This is a genomic window from Paracoccus sp. SMMA_5_TC, assembly GCF_009696685.2.
Taxonomy (GTDB): domain Bacteria; phylum Pseudomonadota; class Alphaproteobacteria; order Rhodobacterales; family Rhodobacteraceae; genus Paracoccus.
The window spans coordinates 1931269-1943844 of record NZ_CP102355.1; the positions used below are offsets into that span (position 1 = coordinate 1931269).

Genomic DNA, 12576 nt, shown 5'->3' on the forward strand with positions numbered 1-12576 from the left:
TCAGGGCTCGTCGTCGCCGGCCCAATATCCTTGCAAACCTGTCGCACGCATCACGCGCAGGACTTCCTGACCAAGGTCGACGGTTTCGGCCCGGATCGCCCGCAGATCATCAATCCACATGTCATCTTTATGGACCTGGCCGCGATTATCGACAAAGGCCGGGTGCCAGCGGCCGCGATCCTCGGTAGGTCGCCATGAAGCATGACAAAGCAGGTTGCGTTTCAGCCGCGCCGCCGCCAGCCGTTCGGTGATGCGGTCGCGCTGGCGCAGCCCGGGATGGCGCCGCATGGCGGCGTCGAGCTGGTCGATCAGCGTGCCCATGGAATCGTCGGCAATGCCGCCGATATGGGTCAACCAGTGGCGCAGTTCCTGTTCGGTCAGGTCGTCGGCCAGCCGCGCGCGGTCCAGCGCATAGATGGTGCGCTTGATGATTTCCTCCAGCCAGCCAAAGCTGGCCACGCATTGCCCCAGTTCCGCCGCAAAATCGGCCGGCAGCGTGTAATGCGTTTCCGGCGGCGCGCCGATCCTGTCGTGAGTCATGCCGTCAGCCCCATGGGATGCGCGGCCACAGTTTCACAGCCCCCCGCGGCAGACAAGCGCGGCTCACAGCAGCTTGTGCAGCAACACCAGGTCCAGCCAGCGGCCGAACTTGCGCCCGGCCTGCGGCACCAGCCCGACCTGACGATACCCCAGCGCCCGATGAAAGCCGAGGCCGGCGGCGTTCTCGCCCGAAACACCGGCGATCATGCCATGGGCGCCGGCGTCGCGGGCGTGATCCTCGATCGCGACCATCAGCGCGCGGCCCAGGCCGCGCCCCTGAGCGGCGGGGGACAGGATGATGGTATGTTCCATCGTATGGGCGTAGCCGTTGCCGGCGCGGAACTGGTCATAGCTTGCCAGTCCCACCACCGCGCCGCCCGTTTCCGCAACTAGGAACTCGCGCCCGGCCCGGCGACGATCCGCCATCATCTGCGCCAGACCCTCGGCCGTCTTTTCCTGGCTGGAAAAGGTGATGATGCTGTCGCGGATCATCGGGTTCCAGAAATCCATGATCGCGGGAATATCCCGGGGCGCGGCGGGTCGGATCATCGGGCGATTCCTGCAAGCTGGGGCCGCCCCGGTGCCGGTGCCGGCGTCGGGGCGGCGGCTGGGATCAGGCGGCGCGCGCGGCGCGGATCAGCGCCAGGATGTCGCGCGCGGCCGAAGGAATGTTGGTTCCGGGGCCGAAGATCGCCTTGACCCCGGCTTTCTTCAGGAAGTCGTAATCCTGCTGCGGGATGACGCCGCCGCAGATCACGATGATGTCCTCGGCCCCCTGATCCTTCAGCGCGGCGATCAGCTTGGGGGCCAGCGTCTTGTGTCCGGCCGCCTGCGACGAGATGCCGACCACATGCACGTCATTGTCGATGGCGTCCTGCGCCGCCTCTTCTGGGGTCTGGAACAGCGGCCCCACGTCCACGTCGAAGCCGATGTCGGCAAAGGCGGTGGCAATGACCTTGGCGCCGCGGTCATGACCGTCCTGGCCCATCTTGACCACCAGCATCCGCGGCCGGCGGCCTTCGTCCTCGGCGAATTTCTCGACATCGCGCTGGATCTGGGCGAATTCGTCATCACCTTCGTATGCGGCGCCATAGACGCCGGCCAGCGTCTTGACCTCGGCCCGGTGCCGGCCGAATTCCTTTTCCATCGCCATGCTGATTTCCCCCACCGAGGCCCGGGCGCGGGCGGCCACCACCGCCGCCTCGAGCAGATTGCCGCCTTCGCGCGCGCGGCGGCTGATTTCGTCCAGCGCCGCCTGGCAGGCGGCTTCGTCGCGGCTGGCGCGCATGGCGTTCAGCCGGGCGATCTGCGCCTCGCGCACCTTCACGTTGTCGATATCCAGAAAGTCGATGGGATCTTCCTTGGCCAGACGATACTTGTTCACACCGACGATCACTTCCTCGCCGCGATCGATCAGGGCCTGGCGGCGGGCGGCGGTTTCCTCGATCCTGAGCTTGGGCATGCCCGAGGCGACTGCCTTGGTCATGCCGCCCATCGCCTCGACTTCCTCGATCAGCGCCCAGGCCTTTTCGGCCAGTTCGGCAGTCAGGCTTTCGACGTAATAGCTGCCGGCCAGCGGATCGACGACATGGGTGATGCCGGTTTCCTCTTGCAGGATCAGCTGGGTGTTGCGCGCGATGCGGGCGCTGAATTCGGTGGGCAGGGCGATGGCTTCGTCCAGCGCATTGGTGTGCAGCGATTGCGTGCCGCCCAGGGCCGCGGCCATCGCCTCATAGGCGGTGCGCACGACGTTGTTGTAGGGATCTTGTTCCTGCAACGACACGCCCGAGGTCTGGCAATGCGTGCGCAGCATCAGGCTGGCGCTTTTCTGGGGCTGGAACTCCTTCATGATCCGGGTCCACAGCAGCCGGGCCGCGCGCAGCTTGGCCACTTCCATAAAGAAATTCATGCCGATGGCGAAAAAGAACGACAGCCGCCCGGCGAAATCGTCGACATTCATCCCCGCCTTCAGCGCCGCGCGGACATATTCGCGGCCATCGGCGAGGGTATAGGCCAGTTCCTGCACCAGGTTCGCCCCGGCCTCTTGCATGTGATAGCCCGAGATCGAGATCGAGTTGAATCGCGGCATCTCTTTCGAGGTGTATTCGATGATGTCCGCGATGATCCTCATCGAGGGCTCGGGCGGATAGATATAGGTGTTGCGAACCATGAACTCCTTGAGGATGTCGTTCTGGATGGTTCCCGACAACACCGCGCGCGAATGGCCCTGTTCCTCGCCGGTGACGATGAAATTGGCCAGGATCGGAATGACCGCGCCGTTCATCGTCATCGACACGCTGACCTTGTCCAGCGGGATGCCGTCGAACAGGATCTTCATGTCCTCGACGCTGTCGATGGCGACGCCTGCCTTGCCCACGTCGCCTTCGACGCGGGGATGGTCGCTGTCATAGCCGCGATGGGTCGCCAGGTCGAAGGCCACCGACACCCCCTGCTGACCGGCGGCCAGCGCCTTGCGGTAGAAGGCGTTCGATTCCTCGGCCGTGGAAAAGCCGGCATATTGGCGGATGGTCCAGGGGCGGCCGGCATACATCGTGGCACGCGGGCCGCGGGTAAATGGTTCGATTCCCGGCAGGCTGCCCAGATGCGGCAGATCGCGGATATCCTCCTCGGTATACAGCGGCTTGACCTCGATGCCTTCCAGCGTGTGCCAGTTCAGCGTCGCGGGATCGGCGCCGCGCAATTCCTTGCTGGCGAGTTTGCGCCATTCCTCAATGCTGGCTTTGCTGCTTTCGCTCATCTTGCATCCTTTCCCACGGCCACCCGAACCCTATATGAAGATAAGACAAGGTGGGCGATGAAACTGAAACGGTTGATTTTCCTGATGGTGGTGCCGCTGGTGGCGGCAATGGGCGAGCGGCCGGCGGGCGAGGCTTCGGGCACGCGCCCGTATGTGCGCGGCGAGGTGCCCGCAGCCCGAAGCGAGGGCGCGGCCCCAATATCGGGGCCGGCTGCGGCCGAACTGCGCGTGTTGTCCGCGTCCGAGGCAACCCCGGCCGACTTCCTGTGGCAGGCGCGGCCGGTGGTGATCTTTGCCCAGACCGCGGCCGATCCTGCCTTTGTCGAACAGCTCGCGGCCCTGCAGCGCGACCCGGCGCCGCTGTTGACGCGCGACGTGGTCGTCATCACCGATGTCGATCCGGCGGCCAACAGCATCTGGCGCCAGCAGCTGCGCCCCGAAGGCTTTTCGCTGGTGCTGATGGACAAGGATGGACAGGTCAAGCAGCGCAAGCCGGTGCCCTGGTCGGTGCGTGAAATCAGCCGCGCCATCGACAAGTTTCCCCTGCGCCTGCAGGAAATCGGTCGCGCCGGCCTGCCATGACCGCGTGGCGCCGGCCGGCCAGACTGGCCGGTCCCGCGCGCTGCGCAATCGGATATGCAGACCTGGGCTGTCATCGCGTCATTCAAATTCGATGATGACGTCATCAACCTTGAGGCTGTCGCCGGGCTGGGCATTGACCGATTTCACCACCGCCTTGCGCTCGGCACGCAGGATGTTTTCCATCTTCATTGCCTCGACGGTTGCCAGGGCCTGGCCTTCCTGCACCTCGTCGCCAGGGCCGACGTTGATGCGCACCACAAGGCCCGGCATCGGGCACAGCAGGAAGCGCGACGTGTCCGGCGGAAGCTTCTCGGGCATCAGCCGCGCCAGTTCTGCGGCGCGCGGGCGGCGCACATAGGTTTGCAGATCGGCGCCGCGCACCCGCAGCCGGAAGCCCGAAGGCAGGCGGCCGACCTTCATCACCAGGGGCGCGCCATCGACGGTCAGCCGCGCCAGCGATTGTCCGGGTCGCCAGTCGCTTTCGACGCGCAACCGGCTGTCTGCCACCTCGACGGTCGAACCCTGACGGTCGGCCGTTATCCGCACTGGAAACTCTTGCCCCGAGATGGTCACCACCCAGTGTTCACCCACGTGGCGTTCGTGGTTGTCCAGCCGCCCGGTGATCCGGCAGCGCCGGATTTCGGCAACCCGATGCATGGCCGCCGCAGCCGCCGCAATTCGCAGCAGCTCCGATTGCGGCAGCGTCGCGCCGGTGAAGCCTTCGGGATATTCCTGGGCGATGAAGGCCGTCGAAATCTCGCCCGAGACGAATTTCGGGTGATCCATCACCGCCGACAGGAAGGGCAGGTTATGGCCGATGCCCTCGACCTCGAACTCGTCCAGCGCCAGCCGCATCTGCTGGATCGCCTGATCGCGCGTCGGCCCCCAGGTGCACAGCTTGGCGATCATCGGGTCATAGAACATGCTGATCTCGCCACCTTCATAGACGCCGGTATCGTTGCGCACGCCGCACTCGGCCTCGGGCGGGGTGTCGCCCGGATGCGCGGGCACCCAGCGATCGGCGGCCAGCAGCGGCCCGGCAGCGGTTTCCGCCGGCGGACGATATCGGGTCAGCCGCCCGATCGACGGCAGGAAGTTGCGATAGGGATCCTCGGCGTAAAGCCGGCTTTCGATGGCCCAACCGTTGATGGTCAGATCCTGCTGGGCAAAGGGCAGCGGCTCGCCCGCGGCGACGCGGATCATCTGTTCGACCAGATCGACGCCGGTAATCAGTTCGGTCACCGGATGTTCAACCTGCAGCCGGGTGTTCATTTCGAGGAAATAGAAATTCTTGTCGGCATCGACGATGAACTCGACTGTGCCGGCGCTGGTATAGCCGACCGCACGCGCCAGCGCGCAGGCCTGTTCGCCCATGGCCTTGCGCGTCGCCGCATCCAGGAACGGCGAGGGGGCCTCCTCGATCACCTTCTGGTTGCGCCGCTGGATCGAGCATTCACGTTCGTGCAGGTAGACGCAATTGCCGTGCTTGTCGGCCAGCACCTGGATTTCGATGTGCCGGGGCTGGGTGACGAATTTCTCGATGAAGATGCGGTCGTCGCCAAAGCTGCTGGCGGCCTCGTTGCGCGAGCTTTCAAAGCCTTCGCGCGCCTCTTGTTCGTTCCAGGCGATGCGCATGCCCTTGCCGCCGCCGCCGGCGCTGGCCTTGATCATCACCGGATAGCCGATCTGGTCGGAAATCCGCACCGCCTCGTCGGCATCGGCGATCAGGCCCATGTAGCCCGGCACCGTGCTGACCCCGGCCTCTTGCGCGATCTTCTTCGAGGTGATCTTGTCGCCCATCGCCTCGATCGCGGGAGAGGGCGGGCCGATAAACACCACGCCTTCCTTTTCCAGCGCCTCGGCGAATTTCATGTTTTCGGACAGAAAGCCATAGCCGGGATGCACAGCCTCGGCGCCGGTCTGGCGGATGGCCTGCATGATCTTGTCGATCACGATATAGGATTGACTGGCCGGGGGCGGGCCGATGTGCACGGCCTCATCGGCCATCTTCACATGCAGGGCATTGCGGTCGGCGTCGGAATAGACGGCAACCGTCCGAATCCCCATCTTGCGTGCGGTCTTGATGACACGGCAGGCGATCTCGCCCCGGTTGGCGATCAGGATTTTCTTGAACATGGTCTTTTTCCTTGGGGCAGGTGCCGGACATGAAAAAACCGCCCCGGCAGGACGCCGGGACGGTTCGCAAAAAGGTGTCGCGTCAGAGCGCGGGGATCAGTAACGCGGACGGTTCGGCTGGCACAGCCGCACGTCGTCGCACAGCGCACCGGCCGCAGCGCCGATTGCCGCGCCCTTGGCGACATTGTGTCCGCCGACATGCGCGATGGTGGCGCCGACACCCGCGCCGATGAGGCCCCGATCCATGTCGGTCGGGTTGATGTTCTGGGTGCAGCCGGCCAGGCCGACCAGGCCAAGACCCAGAACCAGTATGATTTTCTTGGACATTTTCCTGTCTCCAAAGTGCAGACGGCGGCGCCCTGACGGGCGCCGCGCGTCCGGTTGAAAGGATCAGTAACGCTGCTGACAGACGCCAGCGTCGTCGCACAGCGCGCCACCGGCCGCGCCGATGAGCGCACCGGTCGCCACGTCGCCATCGATGATCTTGGCGACGGCTGCGCCGGCCAGGGCGCCACCCGCTGCGCGCTGCGCATCGGGCGAGATGCCCATGCCACCGCCGTAGCCCTGTTCACAGGCAGAAAGGCCGGCCACGACCAGCGCGGCGGCAGAAAGACGGATGAGGACGGAATGTTGCATGCTTCTTGGCCTGTATTAGGGCCCCTTGGCAGGGCCGTTGCTGATAGATGTGGGCGCAATATTGCACGCCCGTCAGGCATGGAAAACTGACAACGGTGTGAAAAACCCGCCTTACGCGGCATTCCGCCCATGAATATCATCGACTTTCGCCCCCGTCGGCATCGCTGTCGTCTTGCCAATCCTCGTCGTCATCCCAGTCATCCTCCCAGTCGAAACTGGGCGGCTCGGCGGCGAAAAGTTCGGGAAAACCTGCCTCGGCGCGCTTCATGTCGACGCGCAGCAGCTGGTCATAATCGGTCGGATCCAGCTTGCCCACCGCCACCACCTCGCGTCCCAGCAGCCAGGACAGCCGGCCGGCGTCCAGATTGCCGCGGGCAAAGGGCTCTTCGCCGAAATGGGCGATCAAGGCCGCCAGGAATGCCGTGTCGGCGCGGCGGTCGGCCGGCTTGCGGTCGCGAAAACGCTCGCGCCGGATCAGCGGCGTTGCGCCCTTCTTGTTGGCGCGGCGTATGGTGAACTGGAAATCTGTTCCGGGAAGGCGGCCGGGAAAGCCGCGATGCTTCAGCATGTCATGCCCCTTGACTTGGCCGTTGCGGGCAGGGGGCCGACCTTGCGCGGATGGCGCGGGCCGCCGTGCAGCCCGCGCGCGGCGAATGGCTTAGTTGGCGCCGTATTTGCCCTGAAACACCGGTTCGGGCTGAACGGGGGTGACGGTCGGTTCCTTCTTGGCGCAAGCGGCCGCCAGACCGACGACGACCAGGACCAGTGCAAGCTTTTTCGACATTGTGTCGTGCTCCTGTAAAGCGGGACGCGAAAGTCCCGACTGCTCGGTTGAGATTCGACCGCGCATGGCGGCCGCGCCGGGATGATAGACATCAGCGCCCAAGGCCGAAAGCGGCCCGCGCCACGGGGTGCAGGTTGTGGCACGCTTGCATCATGAAGCACTCGGGCAGGCCTGGACATCACCACGGCTCCCATTCGCAGCGGTCCTTGTCGGGCGGCAAGCGAAAGACCTCGAACAGCTGCAGGGTGTCGGGGTCGTAGCTGCCGAAGGGCACCGGACGGCTGGCCAGGCTGATGACAATCTCGCGCGGGCGTGGGCCGGTGTTGGGGATGCGCGGCAAGACCCAGTTCTGGCACAACCAGAGTATGTCATCGTGGATGGGGTCGACTTCACCCGCCTGGGTGTTATCAAGCGGATCGGATGTGGCAGGATCGTCGAACAGGGCTTCGTCCTGGCCGTCCGGGATCGCCACGTCCTGCGATGGCAATGCAAGGGCCTCTCCTTCGGTGTCCGCGCCATCCCCGCTGACTTCGGCCGTCTCGGTATCGATGTCGATCGGACCGCGATCATCGGGCGCATCGGGCAATGCGGTGTCACCGGCTGCGGAGGTGCGTTTTGCCAGATCGGGCATCACGAACCGAAAGCGATAGGTCAGTCCGGCACCCCCGGCATTGTCCTGCCGGGTTTCCTGCCAGATCACTTCCGACCCCGACGGCAGCGTCACCCGCACCGCGTCCTGCGCCAACAGCGGGGCCGATGTCAGCGTCATCGCAATCATGATCGGGCCAGCCCCGGCAATATGCGCCATCGCTTCGTCCGCAGTTGCTGCCTACAGGGGAATGTTGTCGTGTTTCTTCCAGGGGTTGCTCAGCCTTTTGCCGCGCAGGCTTGCAAAGGCGCGCGCCACCCGCCTGCGAGTGGAATGCGGCATGATGACCTCGTCGATGAAGCCTTTTTCGGCGGCGACAAAGGGATTGGCGAACCTGTCCTCGTAATCGCGGGTCCGGGCGGCGATCTTGTCGGGATCGTCCAGCTCGCTGCGATACAGGATTTCGACCGCGCCCTTGGCGCCCATCACCGCGATTTCCGCCGATGGCCAGGCATAGTTGAAATCGCCCCGCAGGTGTTTCGAGGACATGACGTCATAGGCCCCGCCATAGGCCTTGCGGGTGATGACCGTGACCTTGGGCACCGTCGCCTCGCCATAGGCGAACAGCAGCTTGGCGCCGTGCTTGATGACACCGCCATATTCCTGGCTGGTGCCGGGCAGGAAACCGGGCACGTCCACGAATGTCAGGATCGGAATTTCAAAGGCATCGCAAAAGCGCACGAAACGCGCGGCCTTGCGCGAACTGTCGATATCAAGGCAGCCGGCCAGAACCATGGGCTGGTTGGCAACCACGCCGACGGTCTGGCCCTCGATGCGGATGAAGCCGGTGATGATATTGGCGGCGAAATCCTTCTGGATCTCATAGAAATCGCCTTCGTCGGCAACCTTCAGGATCAGCTCTTTCATGTCATAGGGCTGATTGGGGTTGTCGGGGATCAGCGTGTCCAGGCTGGGTTCGATCCGGGCTGGATCGTCAAAGAACGGCCGCGTCGGCGCCTTTTCGCGATTGTTGAGCGGCAGGAAATCGACCAGGCGGCGGATTTCGGACATGGCCTCGACATCGTTTTCAAACGCGCCGTCCGCGACCGAGGATTTCCGCGTGTGGGTCGAGGCGCCGCCCAGCTGTTCGGCGGTGACCACCTCGTTGGTGACGGTTTTCACAACGTCCGGGCCGGTCACGAACATGTAGGACGTGTCCTTGACCATGAAGATGAAGTCGGTCATCGCCGGCGAATACACCGCACCGCCGGCGCAGGGGCCCATGATGACCGAAATCTGTGGAATCACCCCCGAGGCCATGACATTGCGCTGAAACACGTCGGCATAGCCGGCCAGGCTGGCGACGCCTTCCTGGATGCGGGCGCCGCCGGAATCGTTCAGCCCGATGACCGGCGCACCGTTCTGCATCGCCATATCCATGATCTTGCAGATCTTTTGCGCGTGGGTTTCGGACAGCGAACCGCCAAAGACCGTGAAGTCCTGCGAAAAGACATAGACCATGCGGCCATTGATCGTGCCCCAGCCGGTGACCACGCCGTCGCCATAGGGACGATCCTGCTCCATCCCGAAATCGGTGGAGCGGTGGCGGACGAACATGTCGAATTCCTCGAACGAACCTTCGTCCAGCAGCAGTTCCAGGCGTTCGCGCGCCGTCAGCTTGCCACGGGCGTGTTGCGCGTCGATGCGCCGCTGACCGCCGCCCAGCCGCGCGTCGCGGCGGCGCGATTCCAGTTCGCCGAGGATGTCCTTCATCAGCCCTCTCCCTTGGATTTTGGTCAGCATAGGCGCTGGCGGATGAGGCCGGAAGCAGAATTGCGAAAATTTGCAAACTATGTTGCAATATCGCGGTGCAAATAGCAAAACAGTTAAATGACTTGACGAAAACGGGTGCAGGCTCCATGCCGCTGACATGGCACTGATTATCGATATTCCGGCCCTGGTGGCCAACTGGAAATCCCTGGCGCAGATGGCGCCGGGGGCGCGCGCGGCCGCCGTGGTCAAGGCTGATGCCTATGGCCTGGGCGCGGTGCGCGTCGTGCAGGCGCTGTATCAGGCCGGCGCGCGCGATTTCTTTGTCGCGCTGGCCGCCGAGGGGCAGGCGATCCGCCCGGTCCTGCCCGAGGATGCGCGCATCTTTGTGCTGTCCGGGCATATGGAGGGGGCAGAACTGGCCGGGCTGATCCCGCTGCTGAACAGCCCCGAGCAGTTCTTTCGCGACCGTGCCCTGCGGCCGCGCGGGGCCTTTGGCCTGCAACTGGACAGTGGCATGAACCGGCTGGGGCTGGAACCGGGCGAATGGGCCGCGATCCGCGCCGAGGCGCTGGCGGCGGGCCCGCAGCTGATCATGTCGCATATGGCCTGCGCTGACGAACCCGACCACCCGGCAAATGCCCAGCAATTGCAGGTGTTTCGCGACATGACCGACGGCACCGGCGTGCCGCGGTCGCTGGCGGCCACGGGTGGCATCCTGCTGGGCGCGGATTATCATTTCGACCTGATCCGGCCGGGCATCGGCCTTTATGGCGGCCTGCCCTTTGCCGAGGCGAAACCGGTGGTGAAACTGTCGCTGCCTGTCATCCAGACGCGCGAGGTGAAGCCCGGCGAATCGGTCGGCTATGGCTATAGCTGGACCGCCCGGCGGCCGTCGCGCATCGCCACGGTGGCGGCGGGATATGCCGACGGGCTGGCGCGCGGGTTGATGCGCGATGGCGGGCTGAGGCTGTGGGCCGGGGAAAGCCCGGTGCCCGTGGTGGGGCGGATCTCGATGGATCTGATTACCGCAGATGTGACCGATCTGCCCTTTGTTCCCGATGCGCTGGAAATCCTCAACGACCTGCAGGGCGTCGATGCGCTGGCCGCCCATGCCGGCACCATCGGCTACGAGATCCTGACCTCGCTGGGGCGGCGCTATCCGCGGACCTATCTGTGAACCCCATCCGCATGACAGGCCGGATCAGCATCGGGCTGATCCGGGCCATCGGCCGCATCACGATCTTTGCCTTGCAGGGGTTGGGCCGGGTTGGCCGGCACCCCGGTGAACTGGGCCGGCAGATCCTGCATGTGGGCTGGCTGTCCCTGCCGGTGGTCGGGTTGACCGCGCTGTTCACCGGCGCGGCGCTGGCGCTGCAGATCCATTCGGGGGGCGAAAGGTTCCAGGCGGGCGACGTGGTCCCCGCCATCGTCGCCATCGGCATGGCACGGGAACTGGGGCCGGTGCTGGGCGGGCTGATGGTGGCCGCACGTGTCGCCGCGGCCATTGCCGCCGAGCTGGGCACCATGCGCGTTACCGAACAGATCGACGCGCTGGTCACGCTGTCCACCGATCCCGTGGCCTGGCTGGTCTCGCCCCGGCTGTGGGCAGGAGTGCTATGCCTGCCGGTGCTGGTCGGGGTGGGCGACATCATCGGCATCATGGGCGGCTGGCTGATCGGGGTTCAGACGCTGGGCTTCAACTCGGCCACCTATCTGCGCAACAGCTGGGCCTTTCTGGAAAGCTGGGATGTGGTGTCGGGGCTGCTGAAGGCCGCTGTCTTTGGCCTGATCGTGACGCTTAGCGGCTGCTGGTGCGGCATGACGGCCAGCGGCGGCGCGGCCGGGGTCGGGCGGGCCACAACCAACGCCGTGGTGGCTGCTTCTGTCGCGATCCTGGCGGCGAATTTCGTGCTGACGGGGCTGTTCTTCTGATGCTGGCGGTGCGCGGCCTGTGCAAGTCCTTTGGGGACAAGCGGGTGCTCGATGGTGTCGATCTGGACCTGGCCGAGGGCGAAAGCCTGGTGGTGATCGGGGGATCCGGCACCGGCAAATCGGTGCTGCTGCGCTGTATCCTGGGGCTGGAGCAGCCCGACGCCGGCCAGATCCTGTGGCAGGGTCGGCCGCTGGCCGAACAGCGCGACCGTTTCATGGCGGGCTTTGGCATGCTGTTCCAGAACGCGGCGCTGTTCGACAGTCTGCCGGTCTGGCGAAATGTGGCCTTTCGGCTGCTGCGGACGATGCCGCGGGCGCAGGCGCGCGCGCTGGCCATCGAAAAGCTGGCGCGCGTGGGTCTTGGCCCCGAGGTCGCCGATCTTTATCCCGCCGCCCTGTCGGGTGGCATGCGCAAACGTGCGGGTCTTGCCCGGGCCATCGCCGCCGATCCGCGGGTGATCTTTTTCGACGAGCCGACCACCGGGCTGGACCCGATCCGGGCCGCCACCATCAACGACATGATTCGCGGCATCGTCGACGAAACCGGCGCCACCGCCATCACCATCACCCATGACATGAGCTCGGTGCGCACCATCGCCGACCGCGTGGCGCTGCTGGATCAGGGGCGGCTGCGCTGGCAAGGCGATCTGGCCGCGATGGCGACCGCGCAGGACGATTATCTGGCCGATTTCGTCGCTGGTCGTGCCCGGCCCATGGCCCGGGCGCCAGGATAGGATATTTCCGCCGTGCCACGAAGCATGGCCAATTTCCATGGCCCCGACCCAGCCCCCTTGTGCGAATCCCGTGCAGTTGCAACCATGGGTAAGCAAGAATCCGATAGCGGAG

Annotated in this window: 14 protein-coding genes; 4 read left to right on the top strand and 10 right to left on the bottom strand. The window is 65.1% G+C overall.

Annotation, left to right across the window (positions count from 1 at the left end; genetic code table 11):
• From GB880_RS09975 to scpA, 3 genes are all read right to left on the bottom strand, one after another.
• Entirely contained in the window at positions 1–540 is a 540-nt protein-coding gene (locus GB880_RS09975) for a hypothetical protein (RefSeq protein ID WP_154492729.1), read from the bottom strand.
• A 63-nt stretch (positions 541–603) separates the two neighbouring features.
• On the bottom strand, positions 604–1089 hold the full coding sequence (locus tag GB880_RS09980) for a GNAT family N-acetyltransferase (protein ID WP_154492731.1): 486 nt from the start codon (positions 1087–1089) through the stop codon (positions 604–606).
• Between the two features lie 64 nt (positions 1090–1153).
• A complete protein-coding gene (scpA, locus tag GB880_RS09985; RefSeq protein WP_154492733.1) occupies positions 1154–3298 on the bottom strand; it encodes a methylmalonyl-CoA mutase in 2145 nt (714 codons plus the stop codon).
• A 57-nt stretch (positions 3299–3355) separates the two neighbouring features.
• On the opposite strand from scpA, the gene GB880_RS09990 reads away from it, so the two are divergent.
• On the top strand, positions 3356–3880 hold the full coding sequence (locus tag GB880_RS09990; protein ID WP_154492734.1) for a DUF4174 domain-containing protein: 525 nt from the start codon (positions 3356–3358) through the stop codon (positions 3878–3880).
• 78 nt (positions 3881–3958) lie between these two features.
• Here GB880_RS09990 and GB880_RS09995 read toward each other — a convergent pair whose 3' ends face one another.
• The 7 genes from GB880_RS09995 to GB880_RS10025 all read right to left on the bottom strand — a co-directional run bounded on the left by GB880_RS09995 (position 3959) and on the right by GB880_RS10025 (position 9798).
• Entirely contained in the window at positions 3959–6016 is a 2058-nt protein-coding gene (locus tag GB880_RS09995; protein WP_154492736.1) for an acetyl-CoA carboxylase biotin carboxylase subunit, read from the bottom strand.
• 96 nt (positions 6017–6112) lie between these two features.
• Complete coding sequence (locus GB880_RS10000; protein ID WP_154492738.1) at positions 6113–6343, bottom strand: hypothetical protein; 231 nt, start codon at positions 6341–6343, stop codon at positions 6113–6115.
• A gap of 63 nt (positions 6344–6406) precedes the next feature.
• Positions 6407–6652, bottom strand: a complete 246-nt coding sequence (locus tag GB880_RS10005; protein ID WP_154492740.1) for a hypothetical protein — start codon at positions 6650–6652, stop codon at positions 6407–6409.
• A 136-nt stretch (positions 6653–6788) separates the two neighbouring features.
• Positions 6789–7220 carry a hypothetical protein gene (locus GB880_RS10010; protein ID WP_154492742.1) on the bottom strand — a complete coding sequence of 144 codons (432 nt, stop codon included), beginning with the start codon at positions 7218–7220 and terminating at the stop codon, positions 6789–6791.
• Positions 7221–7310: 90 nt separating this feature from the next.
• Positions 7311–7436 carry a hypothetical protein gene (locus tag GB880_RS10015; protein ID WP_256376869.1) on the bottom strand — a complete coding sequence of 42 codons (126 nt, stop codon included), beginning with the start codon at positions 7434–7436 and terminating at the stop codon, positions 7311–7313.
• A 178-nt stretch (positions 7437–7614) separates the two neighbouring features.
• Positions 7615–8244: a DUF6497 family protein gene (locus GB880_RS10020; protein WP_154492744.1), complete on the bottom strand. Its 630-nt coding sequence runs from the start codon at positions 8242–8244 to the stop codon at positions 7615–7617.
• Between the two features lie 21 nt (positions 8245–8265).
• Positions 8266–9798, bottom strand: a complete 1533-nt coding sequence (locus GB880_RS10025) for an acyl-CoA carboxylase subunit beta (protein WP_154492746.1) — start codon at positions 9796–9798, stop codon at positions 8266–8268.
• A 157-nt stretch (positions 9799–9955) separates the two neighbouring features.
• Here GB880_RS10025 and alr point away from each other — a divergent pair, with 157 nt between their 5' ends.
• The 3 genes from alr to GB880_RS10040 are packed head-to-tail and all read left to right on the top strand — an operon-like array spanning position 9956 to position 12464.
• Positions 9956–10975 carry an alanine racemase gene (alr, locus tag GB880_RS10030; protein ID WP_154492748.1) on the top strand — a complete coding sequence of 340 codons (1020 nt, stop codon included), beginning with the start codon at positions 9956–9958 and terminating at the stop codon, positions 10973–10975.
• Positions 10972–11730 (top strand): MlaE family ABC transporter permease, encoded by a 759-nt coding sequence (locus GB880_RS10035; RefSeq protein ID WP_263467104.1) that lies wholly within the window; start codon positions 10972–10974, stop codon positions 11728–11730. The genes alr and GB880_RS10035 overlap by 4 nt, the downstream gene beginning before the upstream one ends.
• On the top strand, positions 11730–12464 hold the full coding sequence (locus GB880_RS10040; RefSeq protein WP_154492750.1) for an ABC transporter ATP-binding protein: 735 nt from the start codon (positions 11730–11732) through the stop codon (positions 12462–12464). The genes GB880_RS10035 and GB880_RS10040 overlap by 1 nt, the downstream gene beginning before the upstream one ends.
• Positions 12465–12576: the final 112 nt, after the last annotated feature.